Raw genomic sequence first — 18,209 nt, 5'->3', positions numbered from 1 at the left:
CTTATCTCTTGCAAACAAATTAATACCTATCGTTAAAATATACTTGCATTAAGAACGGTAATCCGCATTGATTTTTACATAATCATAGCTCAGATCACAGCCCCATGCCGTCCCCTGTGCATCACCCAGTTTCAAATCTGCGATTGCGGTTACTTCCGGCTCGGATAAAATTTTTGTGGCTTCTTCTTCACTGTAATCAAGTGCGACGCCATTCTCAATGAGTTTTATTTTTCCACCTTTGCTCTCAAAATACAAATCTACTTTATCCGGATCAAATGCTGCTCCGGAATATCCCATGGCACAAAGGATTCTTCCCCAGTTTGCATCATGTCCGAAAATCGCTGCTTTTGTCAGGCTGGAGCAGATTACAGATTTTGCAAGTACCTGCGCCTGTTCTTTTGTCTCTGCATTCACAACTGTTACTTCAAATAATGCAGTTGCACCTTCACCGTCTCCTGCCATCATTTTTGCCAGTGTTGTGTTTACAAAATTCAAAGCTTCACAGAATGCATCATAATCAGCACCTTTTTCTGTAATCTCCGGATTTTCTGCGAGACCATTTGCCATCAGAAGCAGTGTATCATTTGTGGATGTGTCTCCGTCTACGGAAATCATATTAAAGGTATCTTTTACATTTGCAGAAAGTGCTTCCTGTAATAACTCTTTGGAAATCGCAAGGTCTGTTGTAACAAAGGCAAGCATCGTGCACATATTTGGATGAATCATTCCGGAACCTTTGCACATGCCACCGATCGTAACGGTTTTACCGCCAATTTCAAATGTAACAGCAACTTCTTTTTCATGTGTATCTGTAGTCATGATCGCCTTTGCAGCTGCATTTCCTGCTTCCACACCGTCCGCAAGCTTTGGTGCCAATGCATCAACACCTGCCATAATACGATCGATCGGAAGCTGTTTGCCAATAACACCGGTAGATGCCACACAAACTGCACTCGCCGGGATTCCCAGTACTTTAGCTGCCTGATCGGCGGTCTTCTGACAATAATCCAATCCTTCCTGTCCGGTGCAGGCATTTGCAATACCTGCATTGACAACAACTGCCTGCGCATAATCACTGTTTTTCACGATATCCCGATCCCAGAGTACCGGTGCTGCCTTTACAAGATTTGTCGTAAATGTTCCTGCCACACGACACGGTACCTGGCTGTAAATCATTGCCATATCAGTACGATTTTCATATTTGATTCCTGCCGCGGTACAAGCTGCCTGGAATCCTTTTGCCGCTGTCGCGCCACCTGTAATCTGTTTCATGATCCAATCCTCCTGTCAGATACATTTTCACATCGGTATCGTTGTATCTGCTGTTTTTTATTATTTGTTCTAAAATTTAATTTATCTTATTCATTGAATTTTGTAATATTCTCGTCATTCAATATAAAATCATAATAATTCACATCGTCTCTCATTTTCCAGCCTTCGTCCTGCCAGAAGTGATTGCCGAGTTCATTTTTCTTAAAAGCGATCAGATTTACTTTGTTGATCTGCTCACGCTGTAAGGCACGCATTGCCGCTGTTGCCATCTGCTTTCCAATGCCGTGGTTACGATAAGCCTCATTCACGCACACATGGTAAAAACAGCCGGTTCTACCGTCATGTCCGCATAAAATCGCCCCTACCAGTTTGCCGTCCGCTTCTGCCACAATACTGGTAGTCGGATTCCGTTTCAGAAAACGCGCTGTCCCTTCTCTGGAATCATCAATGCTTCGGATTCCAAATCCTTTTATGGTCATCCACAGTGCATATACTTCATCATAATCTTTCATCGTCATCGGGCGAATCTTTATTTCCATAAAATCTTGTTTCCTTCCATACATATTTATAATTACGGGAACATCGGAACAAGATTCAATCCTTCGCTTTCATCCAGACCAAACAGCAGGTTCATATTCTGAACTGCCTGTCCCGCAGCACCTTTCACAAGATTATCAAGGGCCCCCATCATAACAACTCTTCCGGTACGCTCGTCAATCTTGAAATTAACATCCACATAGTTGCTGCCCTCTACCCATTTTGTCTCAGGCACAACATCTTTTTCCAGCACACGAACAAATTTCTCATTCGCATAATATTTATCATAAGCAGCTTTCACTTCTTCATAAGTAGGAAGGGATCCGTCAGCTTTTCTGTTTAAAGTGGCATACTCTGTTGCCAGAATACCACGGTTCATCGGAACAAGATGAGGTGTAAAGTTGATAACAATCTCTTTACCAGCTGCATAACCAAGCTGCTCCTCAATTTCCGGAGTATGACGATGCGTTGCCACACCATATGCTTTCATATTTTCATTTACTTCACAGAATAAATTTGCAACTTTTGCACCGCGACCAGCTCCGGAAGTACCGGATTTTGCATCAATGATCAGTGTATCCGGATCAATCAGACCTTCTTTTACAAGCGGATAAGCAGTTAAAATAGAACAGGTTGTATAACATCCCGGATTCGCCACCAGACGGGCATTTTTTACTTTATCACGGTTAATTTCACACAGACCATATACTGCTTCTTCAATAAACTGTGGACTCTTATGCTCAATCTTATACCATTTTTCATATGTAGCGATATCTTTGATACGGAAGTCCGCACTCAAATCTACAATCTTTGTTCTGGATAAAATCTCCTCTGTCAGAACAGATCCCAAAAAACCTTGCGGTGTTGCAGTAAAAATCACATCTACCTGTTCACAAAGTGCTTCCATATTATCATCCAGACATGCTGCATCTACAATCTCAAACATATTGTGATATACAGATGCATATTTCTGGTCAATATAACTTCTGGATCCATACCAGACAATCTCAACTTCTTTATGTCCCATCAGAATACGTACAAGTTCTGCTCCTGCATAACCTGTTGCTCCGATAATACCTGCTTTAATCATTTGCAGCCTCCTTAATTTTGTCGAATGAACTGTTTCCTATAATAATACTTCTCATGCAATTCGTAAAGTATTGATTTTCAACTCTGTGTTTTTTATACACAAGGATGTATATTTATACATTTATTCATTTTTCCATTCATTCTTGCCTTTTCTATGTATTTTTGTCCTGCATCAAATAATAACACAAGTTTTTTCAAAAAGAAAGGACTTTTTCCTTTTTTTGCCATTCTGTGCGTACTGAATAAAAAGATGTATTTTTATAAACAAAATATGTATAAATTTACACTTGCATTCTGAATCCGATTGTAGTATGATGAATCAGGTCGAAAGCAAAAGATATGTTTGTTTTCAGAAAAAATCAGAAGAAACGGTCTGCGACAGACCTGCTTAACGATAAGAAAGAAAGGATCTATTACAATGAAAGAAAAAGTTATTTTAGCATATTCCGGCGGACTTGATACAACAGCCATCATCCCTTGGTTAAAAGAAACATATGATTATGATGTAGTATGCTGCTGCATCGACTGCGGACAAGGCAAAGAGTTAGAAGGACTTGAGGAGCGTGCTCAGTACTCAGGTGCTGCTAAATTATATATCGAAGATATCTGTGACGAATTCGCAGAGGATTACATCCTTCCTTGTGTTCAGGCAGGTGCTGTATATGAGAACAAATACTTACTTGGTACTGCTATGGCTCGTCCGGGTATTGCAAAAAAATTAGTTGAGATTGCCAGAAAAGAAGGCGCTGTTGCTATCTGCCACGGTGCAACCGGAAAAGGAAATGATCAGATCCGTTTTGAGCTTTCTATCAAAGCACTGGCTCCGGATATCAAGATCATTGCTCCATGGCGTGATCCGAAGTGGACCATTGATTCCCGTGAAGGCGAAGTTGAATACTGTAAAGCACATGGCATCGATCTTCCGTTCGCTATGGATCAGAGCTACAGCCGCGACTGCAACTTATGGCACATCAGCCATGAAGGGCTGGAACTGGAGAATCCTGCCAATGAACCGAACTATGACCACCTTCTTGTATTAGGTGTTTCTCCGGAAAAAGCACCGGATGAACCGGAATACGTTACAATGACATTTGAATCCGGTGTCCCGAAAACAGTAAACGGCAAAGAGATGAAAGTTGCTGATATCATCCGCGAGCTGAACCGTCTTGGCGGAAAACATGGTATCGGTATCATCGATATCGTTGAAAACCGTGTTGTTGGTATGAAGTCCCGTGGTGTATATGAGACTCCTGGCGGAACCATCTTACTTGAGGCTCAGAAACAGTTAGAGGAGCTGACGCTTGACCGTGCTACTATGGATACAAAGAAAGATATGGGTAACCGCATGGCCCAGATCGTATACGAAGGAAAATGGTTCACACCGCTTCGTGAAGCAGTTCAGGCATTTGTAGAATCCACTCAGAAATATGTAACCGGTGAAGTTAAATTCAAACTTTATAAAGGAAACATCATCAAAGCCGGTACTACTTCTCCATACTCCTTATACAGTGAGTCTCTGGCAAGCTTTACAACCGGTGACCTTTACGATCATCACGATGCAGATGGATTCATTACATTATTCGGTCTGCCGTTAAAAGTTCGTGCAATGAGAATGCAGGAACTGGCAAAAGAAAACCAAAAATAAGTTTGTACTTTGCACAAACGATAACTTCTTGGACGACAGTTCAAAAATTTCCCCCGGTAACAGAATGTTCTTATCACTCTGCTGCCGGGGCTTTTATCTCAGATATTTCATGCCATGTTCAAATTCCAGGTTCAGTTTCAGATGAAATACAAACAATATTTTAGTTCGTACTCTGTTTTTCCTTTAATAAATAAATTCTGGATTCAAAATCCGTACATGGCTCTGCACCTTGCGGAACTTCTCCTGCACTCACATCCGTAGTGATCAATCCAAGGTTCATCAGTTCATCACCATAATGTTTTGTATTTGCCAGTTCATTCTCATACAGTTTATCCGGATCCAATCCCTGTAGTTTTACACAGCTATATGGCAGATTTACACCATTCAGAACTCTGTAATAGCCCACAAGTGCTTTGCTTTTGTCTTCACTGACAACCATCCAGACCGTTTCATTTCCGTTAAACGGACTTTTTAATCTGTAAAATGTACCGAACTGAAGTAATTCACGATATTCCTTCATAAATCGGATCTGTGCTTTCACTTCTTCTATCTCTGCATCAGACAACTTATTCAAATCCAGTTCATAACCAAACGTTCCAAAATACGCAACATTTGCCCTTGTATGTAACGGTGTATTACGAAAAACCTGATGATTTGGTATTACAGATACATGGCTTCCCATGCTGCTGAGCGGATAACACATGGATGTCCCATATTGTATTTTCAACCGTTCTACAGCATCTGAATCGTCACTAACCCATCCCTGCGGTGCATAATAAAGCATTCCTGGATCAAAACGCCCTCCTCCGCTTGCGCAGGACTCAAAAAGCACCTCCGGGAACGCTGAAGTCAGACGTTCGTACAGATTATAAACGCCCAAAATATAGCGATGAAAAATTTCTCCCTGCTGATCCGCCGGATATGCGATACTGTAACATTCCGTAATGCTCCGGTTCATATCCCATTTTATATAGGATATGTTTGACTCAGAAAGCAATTTTGCAATCATCCCATAAATATAATCCACAATTTCTTGTCTTGAAAAATCCAGTACATATTGATATCTTCCATGAGATACTCGCCGTCCCGGTGTCTGTAAGATCCAGTCTGGATGTTTTCTATACAGATCAGAATCTTTATTCACCATTTCCGGTTCAATCCAGAGACCAAATTTCATTCCAAGTTCTTCGATTCGATTTGCAAGTCCACTGATTCCATTTGGCAGTAACTCCATATTTGCAATCCAGTCTCCCAGTCCAGCGCGGTCATTTCTTCTGGCACCAAACCAGCCATCATCCAAAACGAATAATTCTACGCCACATTTCTTTGCTTTACTTGCAATTTCAACCAGACGTTCTTCTGTAAAATCAAAATAAGTAGCTTCCCAGTTATTGATCAGAATCGGTCTGCATCGATCCCTCCAGTAGCCTCTGGCCAGACGTCTTCCGTAAAGCTTATGAAATGTCTGACTCATTCCATTTAATCCGCTCTCTGAATAGACCATGACTGCTTCCGGAGTTTGGAACATTTCTCCAGCTTCCAGTTTCCAGTCAAATCCTTTCGGATTTATTCCCGCTGTTATTCTTGTTACATTGTGCGTGTCGACTTCCGCCTGAATACGGAAATTGCCACTGTAGATCAGACTGAATCCGATTGCTTCTCCCCGATATTCATTCGTATGTTTTCTCCGTAAAACCATAAATGGATTGTGTTCATGAGAAGAATTTCCGCGCCTGCTGTCAATTGCTGTGATTCCCTGTTCCAATGTTCTTTCTTTTATATAGCGTTCTCTCGCCCATGCTCCTGATAGCTGCATCCACACATAATCCTGATCTGGGAGATCCAGACTCAGACTCATTACATTTAACAGATGCACCGTTTCTGTTCCCGTATTTTTCACACAAACGCTCCGTGCAATTGCATTATACTCAGAAAAAACAGTATACAAAAGTTCCAGCAGAACTCCGGTCAATGCATCTTTCAAATAAACCCGAAGTGTCATTGCTTCTTCGTCTGATTCTGTATAAGTAGCCGGAAGCCCCTGTAATTTTACCTTTCCCGCTGTAATCTCATATCCTTCATACACAAATTCTGAGATTCGACTTCCATTTTTTTGCAATATTTCAATTGCAGGATGTCTGTAATCCGTTGTCCCGTATACCGGATATTCCTGCCTGATATGCTCCAGAGAAAAATTCCGGTCACCCTCATATATATACGAAGTCATGGGACGCTGACATTCTTCGACCAGATAAGAAAAATCTGCCTTATCATGAATTCTTTTTCCAAAATAAAGGTGTCCCATATGTCCGTTTTTTAATACACACATAATGTAACTTATTTTGTCATTATATAAATGAAATGTTTTTGTTTCTTTGTGAAATACGATATTTCTCATAAATGTCTCCTCCAACAGATGCTACCAAATAGCTACATAAAAAAATCAGTTAAAACAATACCGCATCTGTTCTGTTCCCTGTAAATTTTTCCATATAAATTTGCCATTTTCATATATCATATATCCATGCCAACTTTCCTCTTTTGGAATAGAAACAGATCCGGGATTCATGTAAATATAATCCGGATGTTCCACACATTTTGGTACATGGGTATGTCCATTCAGCAAAATGTCTCCTTTCTGAAGAGATGGCAGATTGCCCTCATTAAAATGATGACCATGTGTGGCATAAATTACATTTTTCTCATCTGCGATTACACAATAATCTGCCAGAACCGGGAACTCCAGCACCATCTGGTCTACTTCCGTATCACAATTTCCCCGCACACAGAGAATATCCTGTTTGTGTTGATTTAAAAGTGCGATCACTTCCTTTGGATTGTAGTCTTTTGGCAGATCATTTCTTGGACCATGGTACAAAATGTCACCAAGCAATAATAACCGGTCTGCTTTTTCTTTGTCGTATGCTTCCAGCAATTCTCTGCAATAATATGCTGATCCATGAATATCTGATGCGATCATCCATTTCATAAATAATATCCTCCACGTATCGTATTTATTAAGTCTATCTATATTATTATGTTTATGTTCTTTTTGTTTTTATAAAAATAGTGACTAGATAACGTTTCCTTCTATTTTCTTTAGAGAACCAGCGTCTCTAAATCTTCTGGCACAAAAATAATTCCATTGAAATACTTTCGTCCTTCATTTTGATAAAGTTCTTTTCTTCGTAGCAGATTTATGTCTTCCGTATGATATAACAACAGATTTTTTACATGCAATTCTTCTGCCAGTTTGCTTGCATCTGCCACTGTGGAATGATGCTTTTCATACGGATGAAAAATATCTGCTTCGCTCTCCAGACAAAATGCTTCATGCAATAACCATGTGCTGTTCTCTGCAAACTGTTTTTCACATGGATTATATGGCTCATCACCGCAACAGGTAAGTTTTTCTCCATTACCAAGTTCCATGCAGAAACCGAATTGTTTCGCTTTCGTTGACTGGATATCGAAGAACGTAACTTTTTTAGATAAAATGCTGACAGACTCATCATCTGCAACGGGAATGAGATGCAGTCGTTTTCCAATAAACGCAACATCTTTCTTTTGCAGAAGTTTCACTGCCAGATTTTTCAGCAGTTCAATTAATTCTTCATGCGCATAGACCGTGGCCTCACCTTCATATTCGCCCTGTCTCATGTGCTGACAGATCATACGCAACATCCAAATGATACCGGTAATATGATCAATATGCTTGTGCGTCACAAAAATGGTTTTGATGTCCTTCCAGTTGATTCCGGCGTGTTTTAACTGATGCAGTATCGTACTTCCTCCACCACCGTCTACCATAAAATATTGCTGATCTTCCTGTAATACAAAGCAGGTGTTGTAGCACTCCGTCACAAGCGCACTTCCGGTTCCAAGCATTGTGAGTTCCATAATTTTCTCCTTCTGAATCCAAAAACTATAGGGATATTATAACACATATGATTTGCAAATACATATTTTTTCCATTCCTCTACTACACATTGCCAACATGCAATGTTATAATAGACAAACATGATACTAAAATATTTTTGAGGTGAAAAAATGACCATACGAACTGCTACTATGAATGACTTAAATGCGATCACTGCTGTGGAAGCAGAATGTTTTCCAGCGGCAGAAGCGGCTTCCAGAGAAGAATTTTCCAAACGACTGACATATTATAACGACCATTTCTGGTTGATGTTTGATGAAGATAAACTCATTGCCTTTGTGGATGGATTTGTAACAGATGAAGAAACTCTGACCGACGAAATGTTCCATGACGCTTCCATGCACAACCCTAACGGCGCATGGCAGATGATTTTTGGTGTAAATACGATTCCTGATTATCGCAAACATGGCTATGCCGGTGAACTGATCAAATCCTGCATTGCAGACGCAAAAGCACAGGGCCGAAAAGGACTTGTTCTGACCTGCAAAGAAAAATTGCTGCACTACTATGCAAAATTCGGTTTTGTAAATGAAGGACTTTCTGAATCCGATCATGGCGGCGCAGAATGGTATCAGATGCGTATTACATTTTAAAAAGGAGCCATTTTCGGCTCCTTTTACTTCCTGCTTATAGGACTTAATTCCGGGTAGCTGACGTTAGCCTTATATGACATTCTACTTCCAACGATAATGTCCCACAATATCATCCCGTTTTTCCAAAATATCCTATTCATAGGATTTCTGCCACGGATCATTGTGATGAATCACATATGAAACACCATTTTTATTTCTCCGGTCTGAAACAATCCCGATATGCTTTTGAAAAATGATGATATCTCCGCCCTGCCACTGCTCTGTTTTGGAAACATCGGTGGTCAGGCTTTCTCCATTATTGGCAAAAAACACCTGTAGATTTTTCACTCTGCGAAAGTCAATGTTTGAATCTGGCTCTTGGATATCATAATCTTCCGGATGATTCTGAATGTCTTCATTTACAAGCTGCATCAGATCATAACCGGCAGCCTGCATTGCAAATGCTACCACATCCGTACACACACCATAATTATCATTCGAATAACCACTGTTATAATATTTACTCTTATACTTCGGTTTTGTGTTAATATAATTCAAAGCTCCCTGAAGGATGTCTGTCTGATCGTCAATGCCATCCTGATCATAATCTATGGAGCTGTGCACTTGTTCATATTTTTGTTCGGATAAATCAGCTAATCTTTTCGGAGAAGTATGCTGATATCGAAGGAAAATGCCAATAACTATGACGACTACTATCACAAGTATAATAAAAATAAATTTCTTCTTTTTCATATAATCTAACCTATAATTTGTACAAGTCCAAGTTTCATGTGTTCTTCTCTCCAATTCTTTGTAAATGGTGGATCTGCCAAGTTTGTCTGCTATTAGAATATCAACAATCTCAATTTTTGAGTGCATTTATTTCGTTTTGCAGATATTCAAAAAATAACCCGATATGATAGCCATCCGCTACAGCATGAGCAATCGTAATATTTACGGGCATATCTATTCTATTACCATTCTTTTCATATTTTCCCATCGTAATAATTGGGAAAAAAGCCGGTTCCCCATTTGCCACTCTGCTTCCATAACCAGTAAAAGCCGTCCAAGGTGTACAGGAGATACAATAAAAATTTGCCGGTTGTTGTTCTTTTACTTTAATTCCTTTTTTGTCCTTATAAGTATGCATATCTGTTGTTATATTCTGAAAGCATTTTTCAAAATCTTCCTCATATTCCGACCAGCAATCGGAAAAAGTTTTGTCATCCTGATGAAAAATTGTATAATTTGGATTTATTTTATCCCATACGCATAAATTTCCTTTGTTGTCCCGAAACATCTTGAAATTTTCTATTTTATTAAGAACTTTGGTAACAATATATATTACAGTCGGATAAAATTTGTAGTTGTGAATATAGCAGAAATCCAATAAATTTTTAACATCAATTGGTGCTGTCATATTTACTTCTATTTTCAATTTTTCTGTATAATACCGATAATGTTCTTTACGCACCCAATTTTCAATATCTATCTTTTTAAAATTCATAAATCATGCCATCCCTTTTCATTTAGTTCTCTCCATTCGTTCACTTGACGCGGGGGAATGCTTATTTTGCGTTCAAATTTTATTTCATATCAAGTAAAATACCATACACCGTTTCGTTCCCCTTAACTACAAAAGTCAGATTTTCCTTTGCCTGATTCAACAGGTGAAATAAGCTCCGTACTTCAGATTGTCCATTTCGCATCGGATGTATGGATCTGAAATACAGTTCATCGTCATAGTAATAACGTTCATCTAACACTACAACCATTTTCACCGTATCACAAATCGCTGTAACCCCAAGCTCTGCCCTTTCCATCTGCGGAAAATGATATCCCTGCCGTATGTAATCCCGCACCAATATATCTGCTTCTTTTGCATCATTTGCATACACCACAGACACATGCGGAAATTCATTTTGATTTTTCCTTACAGGCAAGTGCATCATATTTTGAATAAAAGAAGAAAGTTCCGCATTAGTTCGAATCCGATTTGTCAAGCGGAAGGTCTGTAGGTTCGGCAGTTCTTCCATTCGTTTCATGGTACTCTGATCTATTTCTTTCGGTGAGATCATTTCTTCTGAATCACTGGAAAAAATGATCGGACGATCTTCACTCATATTCAGTAATACATTTAATTTTTCAACCGAAAGCAGATGTGCCTCATCCACCAATATTGCATGATAATCCTCTAACGAAAATTGTGTTTCCAACTGATTATCTGACAAAAAATCAATTCGCTGTAAACGTTTATGTAAAATTTCCCATTTCTTTCCTGCTTCCCCACAATGAATGATACAGACCTGCTGTCGGTTGGATAGTTTCATGGCAATATCATAAAGAAGCAATGTCTTTCCGGTCCCAGGCAGACCACTGAAAGAAAAATATCCGGTCTGTTCCTCGCAGATTTTCTTTAAAATCTGACGTTTGATATCCCGCTGCTGTGCCGTCAGAAAATATTCTTTGTTTAAAAATCGATTCGGTTCTGTCAACGGCGAAAACAGATACCATTCTGCCCGAAACAGATTTTCAATATCACCAGAATAGTCCTTGCCCTCTTTTTGCAAAGCCGCACACAACTGATTCCAACTTGCCTCTATTACATGATCGTGATTTGTCAACCGCATCAGGCGATTCTGACTGCTGATATAAGTATAAGACTGAATCGGTTTACCAAGTGCGGACAGATAATATCGATTTTGAATTAATTGTTTTTGTATCGCTTCCTCAGAAACTGCTCCACTTTTCAGCTCAATGTTGATGATCTGATTTTCTCTGATCTGCAACAAATCAAATTCTTTGCCTAGACGTGGAATCTGAAAAGAATAAAACAGTCGAAGTGCTGATACATCCTGCATATGAAGTTCCAGCCGCTCCACCAGTGCGCGCATACTTTCCAGTTCCCACTCTTTCATTTTCAGCATGTGTTCTCTGCCGGATAACTGCTGCTCCAGTTTTTGTAAATGTTCAATATTCTGTTTTCTGGTTAATGCATAAATAGATATTGATTTCATAAATTACCCTTTATTTATTGTACAAAGATTTACTGCATTGTATCATTTTATGATTTCATTTCACTGTTACAATAATTTTATTAAAGTAGCACCAAACACCATCACGCAAACACCAACGATTTTCTGTACATTCATCGTTTTTTTCGGAGATTCAAATAACCCGAAATGATCTACTAGTATGCCGCCGGTTGTCAGACCGATCAGAATAATGATGACTGCCAGTCCCGTTCCAAAAATTTCTGCCAACTCTACGTTTGCAAGTACATAAATGCCACCGAATACGCCTCCGATCCACATCCACCATGGATTTTTCTCATTCATATGTTCCCGTGTCTGCACCACCGCACATTTCCCCTGCATCAATCGTAAACCGATGCAAATAACGCATAAACAGCTTAATCCAACTGTAAATGAAATAGCAGACGCTTTGATCGGAGAATCGACAACTTTTCCCAGATGTCCGTTAATGGCAGTCTGCACACCACTTAATGCACCGGACAATACACCAAATATTCTCCATAGCCAGATATCCGCATGTGCATTTTCTTTCGGATTATTTTTGCCGGCTTCTCTTTTTGCCAGAGATACAATTACTACGCCAGCTACAACCAAAACCGCTCCAAAGATCCGAAATACGGAAATCGGTGTTTTCAATGAATAAAAGAATCCAAAATGATCAATTACCAGCCCCACCAGAATCTGCCCCAGAACCGGCAGTATAACCGCAAGCGTTCCGCCCAATTTTGCAAACAGTAAAATATTTCCAGTAACATATATAAAACTACAGATTCCACCAAACCAAATCCAGACTGGCTCATGCAACATTTTATCAAATGGAATATGTACACCCTGTCCTAAAATCAATAATAACAATACTAAAAATATCAATGAAACTGCAAAAGATACAAGCGATGCCCGATAAGGGGAACCTACTTTTTTCCGTAATCTTGCATTGATGCTTGTTTGAATCGGGACACCAATACCTGCCAGTATTCCAAAAATAATAGACATTTTCCAACCTCTCCTCTACTTCCTATTTTCTATCATACACCAAAAAAGACTATAAACCAAACTGTTATGTTCAGAAACAGTAAAATTTATAGTCTTCTTTTATGTTGAGACAAACTTATTATTCATTTATTTCATGTATTTTTTTATATTAACGATGTTATATGTATTTGTCAATCATTTATAGCATTTCGCCTTCATATACCATTCCAGGAAGGCATCTAACGTAAGCATATTATCCAGATCCAATGTTCTACTGATAACTTTTCTTTCTCAAATTCACGGTCAGTTTTGATTCTATCATATAGTAATCCACTCAATCATACATATTTTCCCATATCATATGCCTGTTGTAAAACCTGTGGACATTCTTTTACCAATCCGGCCTCCATGATATTTGGCGCATAAATTCTTCCCTTCACCACAGAATGATCCAAATGCTCCACAAATCCATCCAAATCTCCAAGGGAACGTTCAATGATATCTGTTCCAAGTCCTGCTGAAACAATATAATAAACATCCTTATGTCCAAGATTTTGCCAGATTGGATATGTTCTGTCAATACTTTTTGTTTATTAAAATAAATCCAACATACTATCCAGATAAATTGCTTCTCTGACCTGCAGTTGATACTCTGGTTTGGTCATATAATACAATAAAAATTCTAATACAATGGCACTACCTAATCCACGGCCTTCAATTTTAAAATTTGTAAATCCCATTGGCACATACACATTCTGAATATCGCCAATACTGATAAATGCTGGATTTTTCATCGCCTCTGAAAAACGATATCCATATGCAGCATTTGGTGCTGTACAACGATGATCTGGACAGTTTTCATCCAGATTTTGTAGACTGACCGTCTCATAACATTTCCTTCTATCTTTGCAGCCAATCCAACAACACTCATTGCACAAAAATTCTACTTTGTCTTTTCCTGATAGCGTCAATGTATTTAACTGATCAAAGGATTTATTTAATCGAAAATCAGGTACGATATACTGAAACTCTTTTCGTTTTACTTCTTCCGCAAATTCGTGAAAATCGGTCAATACTTTCGTTGTGGAAGATACTAAATAAAGATTCGGATAGTTTTGTTTTAAATAATCCACCAGTAATTCTGAATGGACGATAACACCATTTTTTACACTATTATTATCTGAATTACCATCTTCACTTCCTTGCTCAAATAAGGCACATAATTCGTTGCACTTTCTATCTGATAAATGTGCTTTTCTAAGCATGGAATTACTGAAAGTCAATCGGGCAGATATGCCATATTCATTTATCAATTTTAAAACTTCTTGCGGATTTTCATCTCCACATCCGATTCTTCCACCGCCCCAGAGACAGCCTTCCGGTGCACCGTAAATGGAACTGATCTCGCACCAGTCATAAAAATACTCTCTGTGCTCCTGATAAAGAGGAAGGAATATTCGATACAGATCATAAAATTCAAACAACCCCGGTAAATGATAATATGCTTTTTTCTTAACGACATTCATTTTTCATCACTCATCTATTCAAGAATGCCCTCGGCATTCGTACTGCGAGATGCACGTCATGCAGCGCATGACATATTCTTCTGTGCATCTCTGCAATTCTGCCAGAGGCTATATCAGATGGGAGATTGAGTCCCATTACTGATCTACACTTGTTGTTTACCACCTATAAAGGCGTTATCTCTCATCTGATATATCTTTTATCTTTTTTGCAGGAACTCCGGCATAGACGGTATTCTCCGGCACATCTTTTGTTACCACAGATCCGGCACCTATTACAGCGCCATTTCCAATAGACACTCCTGCTAAAATAGTCGCATTTGATCCAATCCAGACATTTTTACCTATGTGAATTGGTTGTGCAATCATTGATGCGCGCTTCGTCGGATTCATATCATGATTTAATGTCGCAATCACTACATTATGACCAATCAGGGCACCATCATCGATAAAAATACCTCCCTGATCCTGAAACTTACACCCACTGTTAATAAACACATTTTTTCCGATGTGGATATTAATTCCACAGTCCGTATAAAATGGTGGAAAAATTCCAAATGTTTCATCAATTTCTGACTGCGTCAGTTTACTCATCAAGCTTCGCAATTCTTCTGGTGTATGATAATTGTAATTCATTTCACATGTTAGTTTCATTGCACGTTGGGAAAATGCATGGAACTCCAGATGCAAAGGACTTCCACCACCAATATAAGATTCGTTTTTTATTGTATTTCTAAATTCTTCTGCTGTCATTCTCGTTACTCCATAAAATTCATATTTTAATCTACATTTTTTTCAAATCTTTATTTTAAATACATTTCAAGCATTCCATTTATAGAACTTTTTATCTCAGTTATGATATCCATACAGAGTTCTTTTTTCATTCCAGCCATAGTTCCAACTGCAAGAAGCTCTTTCTTTCCAGGATTACGACCATTTCCATCTACCGTAGTCGTATGTTCCCCATAATATGTGTTGCTGTATGTGAGATCATATGCCGGACTCAATCGCCAGCTATCTGCAGATTCATCATACAAATACAGGGAGATACGCTATCATATCTCCCTTAAAATCATTCTTTTTACCGTTCAAATGTCTTTCCCATGCTGAACTGCTCTAATAATGTACTCATTTCTTCATATTCCTTTCCGTCATTTACTACAAATATTGTATTTACTTCCAATTGAAGTGCCATCATTAGATTCATTGTATTTATACTATTGATGGCAGCCATTGTTGATACATTCATATTGCACCTCGCTTTACATAAAATCAGCCAATGTCATCTGACCATTGATCCAGCTTTTCTGCTCCGCCTTATGCACCCTATCATCCGGCATCCGATTTCCAATCAAAAACGGTGAGGTCGGATCATGTCTGGCATAATTTGTATTTACCGTATCCGCATCATAATTTGCATAACAATACCGACACAGATGCAGACAAGTATTATAGGCTCCGATATCTGCTCCCAACAAACAGGCACATTCTTTCCGAAGCTGATTTCTCTTTGGAAAATCCATGCTTGTATGCAATGCCTGTTCATAAATCTGTTCTGTCATGCATCCGCTGCAGTCTGCTCCATATACTGCCAGTTCGTCACCTTCTCCACATGGGCGGACCGTCATACCATGTTCTGCTGCAATCTCAATCATTGCCTTACCAAGATACAGACGTTCTTCTTTTTCCACTGCCCGCACTTCCGGGAAATTCTTTCGCACTTTCTGATACAGATCAATAAAGCTGATCACACAGTTTTTGGTATATCCTTCCAGTACAGATGCAATATGCGTGAATTGCCGGATATGATAATCTGCCGTATAAGTGTCATCCCCAACAATGGGATCATATCTCCAGCCAATTGAATCAATTCCTACAATCTCAGATAATTTCTGAAATGACAAAAGCACATGCTCTTTATCCGGAACCATCGGTTCAATTTCTTTTCCATAAGGTGTAATTGTTACATACCAATACATGCCATATGGCTGCAATAAATCCATATATTTTAGCATTGGTTCCGGATTCTTTGTACAAAATCCGATCAGATCTACAACGGAAGGATCTAAACTGTATTCCGTCACTTGAATTGGATTATAGGGATTTCGCACACAGACAAATCCTTCCCGTATTCTGTTCGCAAACCAGTCTGCATAAAATGCTGGAATGTCAGTACGCATCCCTGTATGAATAATCATAATTTCTGTCCTTTGCAAAATATAGTATAAAGACAGTATAGCATAAAATTTTCTGTTTTACTGTATATAAAATTCGTACTTTTTCAAAAATTTCACCATATTTGTACGGTAATTATTTTTATATATACAAAAACAGACCCACATTTTTGCGAATCTGCTTTTTCACCTGTATATTCTTCTTTCTAAAGTTGTAATTTATCTGTCATGGTTTCCTCCACATAATTTTTTCATTAATAAAGTAGATATCGGTATGACAAGTACACAGGACAGTGCTCCAAAAATCATAAAAATACAATTTTGAAACAAAAGCCTGGAATTTAACAGAATCCCCAAGGATTGTTTTTGCATTCGCAAGTATGCAAACAAAATCATGGATTCACCAAGATAAGCAAACAGTAACGTATTAACCGTTGTTCCCAATATGCTTTTTCCAATCTGCATTCCACTCTGAAACAGTTCTGTGTTACTCATATCTGGTTTATGTATCTTCACTTCATAGAGTGAAGTAGAAACAGTCAATGCCAATTGCAAAAAACAAAATGAATATTGTAATAAGCACTGCCGTAAACGCAGATAGCGTTTTTCGGTTTATTCCGTTTTGGTAAAACAACGTAATGCAACAAATAACCACACTGAGACAAATCGTCACTGGAAAAACCGGTACTCCGCTGGCAATAAGCCAGATCGCAATGCACAGAATAAGCAGGTTCCCTGCCAATGCAATTAGAGACATCACTCCTCTGTCGCCCCCGACAATGGCAATCAAAGCAACCAATATTAAACCAAATATCACTAACATAACGTTGTCCTCTTTTTCAAATTACTTTTTAATATTCCGGAGGTAATTAGCACGGAAACTGGTATTGCAAGTACAATACCGATACTTTCCACAAAAAAGCGGCAAAGTTCACACAGAATATGCAAACGAATAATTGTCAGAAACGATACATCATTATTCATACGAATCAGGCACATTGGTATCAATCCACTGATAAACACAAACAGCAATATATTAATCATCGTCCCCATAATATCATGTCCGATTTCTCTGCCTGATCGAAACAGCTGCCGAAATGATATTTCTGGTTTCAGCTTTATAATTTCACTTAATGCAGTTGATATATCTACCGCAACATCCATAATGGCACCCAGCCCGGACAGTAATATTTCTGCATAAAATATTTCTTCCGGATTATCGATACTTCTGAGATCCAGATATTCCATAGTAGAAAAATCCAGTTCTTCTGTATGATGTACAACCAGGGAGAAAACTGTCATAACCATTGCCAGCACACAGAGCGTAGATAAAAGTGCCGATACTGTTTTTTTATTGCATCCATTCATGCAAAACAAGGTAACGATTGCAAAGGCAATCACCATTTTATTGCAGACACGTGACATGCTCCCACCACTTAAATCACAGATT

The 18,209-nt window shown here is 38.7% G+C and carries 19 protein-coding genes and 1 pseudogene; 2 read left to right on the top strand and 18 right to left on the bottom strand.

The window, feature by feature from the left end:
* Window positions 1-48: 48 nt before the first annotated feature.
* The 3 genes from argJ to argC all read right to left on the bottom strand — a co-directional run bounded on the left by argJ (window position 49) and on the right by argC (window position 2,899).
* On the bottom strand, window positions 49-1,272 hold the full coding sequence (gene argJ, locus HMPREF0373_RS05725) for a bifunctional glutamate N-acetyltransferase/amino-acid acetyltransferase ArgJ (RefSeq protein WP_021738695.1): 1,224 nt from the start codon (window positions 1,270-1,272) through the stop codon (window positions 49-51).
* Window positions 1,273-1,358: 86 nt separating this feature from the next.
* Complete coding sequence (locus HMPREF0373_RS05720) at window positions 1,359-1,811, bottom strand: GNAT family N-acetyltransferase (RefSeq protein ID WP_022035647.1); 453 nt, start codon at window positions 1,809-1,811, stop codon at window positions 1,359-1,361.
* A gap of 32 nt (window positions 1,812-1,843) precedes the next feature.
* Complete coding sequence (argC, locus tag HMPREF0373_RS05715; protein WP_021738693.1) at window positions 1,844-2,899, bottom strand: N-acetyl-gamma-glutamyl-phosphate reductase; 1,056 nt, start codon at window positions 2,897-2,899, stop codon at window positions 1,844-1,846.
* Window positions 2,900-3,316: 417 nt separating this feature from the next.
* Between argC and HMPREF0373_RS05710 the strand changes: the two genes are divergently transcribed.
* Window positions 3,317-4,543 (top strand): argininosuccinate synthase, encoded by a 1,227-nt coding sequence (locus tag HMPREF0373_RS05710; RefSeq protein ID WP_021738691.1) that lies wholly within the window; start codon window positions 3,317-3,319, stop codon window positions 4,541-4,543.
* Window positions 4,544-4,703: 160 nt separating this feature from the next.
* Here the strand turns inward: HMPREF0373_RS05710 and HMPREF0373_RS05705 are convergent, their stop codons facing one another.
* From HMPREF0373_RS05705 to HMPREF0373_RS05695, 3 genes are all read right to left on the bottom strand, one after another.
* Window positions 4,704-6,941, bottom strand: coding sequence for an alpha-galactosidase (locus HMPREF0373_RS05705; RefSeq protein WP_021738690.1), 2,238 nt, complete (start codon window positions 6,939-6,941; stop codon window positions 4,704-4,706).
* A 45-nt stretch (window positions 6,942-6,986) separates the two neighbouring features.
* On the bottom strand, window positions 6,987-7,532 hold the full coding sequence (gene yfcE / locus HMPREF0373_RS05700) for a phosphodiesterase (protein WP_021738689.1): 546 nt from the start codon (window positions 7,530-7,532) through the stop codon (window positions 6,987-6,989).
* Between the two features lie 110 nt (window positions 7,533-7,642).
* Window positions 7,643-8,443, bottom strand: coding sequence for an MBL fold metallo-hydrolase (locus HMPREF0373_RS05695; protein WP_021738688.1), 801 nt, complete (start codon window positions 8,441-8,443; stop codon window positions 7,643-7,645).
* Between the two features lie 150 nt (window positions 8,444-8,593).
* Between HMPREF0373_RS05695 and HMPREF0373_RS05690 the strand changes: the two genes are divergently transcribed.
* A complete protein-coding gene (locus HMPREF0373_RS05690; RefSeq protein WP_021738687.1) occupies window positions 8,594-9,076 on the top strand; it encodes a GNAT family N-acetyltransferase in 483 nt (160 codons plus the stop codon).
* Window positions 9,077-9,208: 132 nt separating this feature from the next.
* Here the strand turns inward: HMPREF0373_RS05690 and HMPREF0373_RS05685 are convergent, their stop codons facing one another.
* The 12 genes and pseudogenes from HMPREF0373_RS05685 to HMPREF0373_RS05635 form a co-directional block, all read right to left on the bottom strand.
* Window positions 9,209-9,808 carry a DUF1287 domain-containing protein gene (locus tag HMPREF0373_RS05685; protein WP_044963133.1) on the bottom strand — a complete coding sequence of 200 codons (600 nt, stop codon included), beginning with the start codon at window positions 9,806-9,808 and terminating at the stop codon, window positions 9,209-9,211.
* Window positions 9,809-9,917: 109 nt separating this feature from the next.
* Window positions 9,918-10,562 (bottom strand): chloramphenicol acetyltransferase, encoded by a 645-nt coding sequence (locus HMPREF0373_RS05680; RefSeq protein ID WP_021738685.1) that lies wholly within the window; start codon window positions 10,560-10,562, stop codon window positions 9,918-9,920.
* Window positions 10,563-10,641: 79 nt separating this feature from the next.
* On the bottom strand, window positions 10,642-12,072 hold the full coding sequence (locus HMPREF0373_RS05675) for a DNA/RNA helicase domain-containing protein (RefSeq protein ID WP_021738684.1): 1,431 nt from the start codon (window positions 12,070-12,072) through the stop codon (window positions 10,642-10,644).
* Between the two features lie 66 nt (window positions 12,073-12,138).
* Window positions 12,139-13,083 (bottom strand): DMT family transporter, encoded by a 945-nt coding sequence (locus HMPREF0373_RS05670; RefSeq protein WP_021738683.1) that lies wholly within the window; start codon window positions 13,081-13,083, stop codon window positions 12,139-12,141.
* A gap of 317 nt (window positions 13,084-13,400) precedes the next feature.
* A complete protein-coding gene (locus HMPREF0373_RS17265) occupies window positions 13,401-13,538 on the bottom strand; it encodes a hypothetical protein (protein WP_242831189.1) in 138 nt (45 codons plus the stop codon).
* A 117-nt stretch (window positions 13,539-13,655) separates the two neighbouring features.
* Complete coding sequence (locus HMPREF0373_RS05660; protein WP_021738681.1) at window positions 13,656-14,588, bottom strand: hypothetical protein; 933 nt, start codon at window positions 14,586-14,588, stop codon at window positions 13,656-13,658.
* A 174-nt stretch (window positions 14,589-14,762) separates the two neighbouring features.
* Entirely contained in the window at window positions 14,763-15,338 is a 576-nt protein-coding gene (locus tag HMPREF0373_RS05655; protein ID WP_021738680.1) for a sugar O-acetyltransferase, read from the bottom strand.
* A 50-nt stretch (window positions 15,339-15,388) separates the two neighbouring features.
* The gene (locus tag HMPREF0373_RS05650; RefSeq protein WP_021738679.1) at window positions 15,389-15,622 is read right to left on the bottom strand and encodes a HipA domain-containing protein; all 234 of its coding nucleotides are present in this window, start codon (window positions 15,620-15,622) and stop codon (window positions 15,389-15,391) included.
* A gap of 44 nt (window positions 15,623-15,666) precedes the next feature.
* Entirely contained in the window at window positions 15,667-15,834 is a 168-nt protein-coding gene (locus HMPREF0373_RS16695; protein ID WP_021738678.1) for a hypothetical protein, read from the bottom strand.
* A gap of 13 nt (window positions 15,835-15,847) precedes the next feature.
* Window positions 15,848-16,783 carry a DUF1848 domain-containing protein gene (locus tag HMPREF0373_RS05645; RefSeq protein WP_021738677.1) on the bottom strand — a complete coding sequence of 312 codons (936 nt, stop codon included), beginning with the start codon at window positions 16,781-16,783 and terminating at the stop codon, window positions 15,848-15,850.
* A 195-nt stretch (window positions 16,784-16,978) separates the two neighbouring features.
* A pseudogene (locus HMPREF0373_RS17715) lies at window positions 16,979-17,582 on the bottom strand (YibE/F family protein).
* Window positions 17,576-18,209: YibE/F family protein (locus tag HMPREF0373_RS05635; RefSeq protein ID WP_044963124.1), on the bottom strand; the 634-nt coding region annotated here is incomplete at its 5' end. The pseudogene HMPREF0373_RS17715 and the gene HMPREF0373_RS05635, both read right to left, overlap by 7 nt.

It is taken from the genome of Eubacterium ramulus ATCC 29099 (genome assembly GCF_000469345.1).
GTDB classification, from domain to species: domain Bacteria; phylum Bacillota; class Clostridia; order Lachnospirales; family Lachnospiraceae; genus Eubacterium_I; species Eubacterium_I ramulus.
Note: the sequence above shows the minus strand (reverse complement) of the source record. Positions and strands in the feature narration are given on the sequence as shown.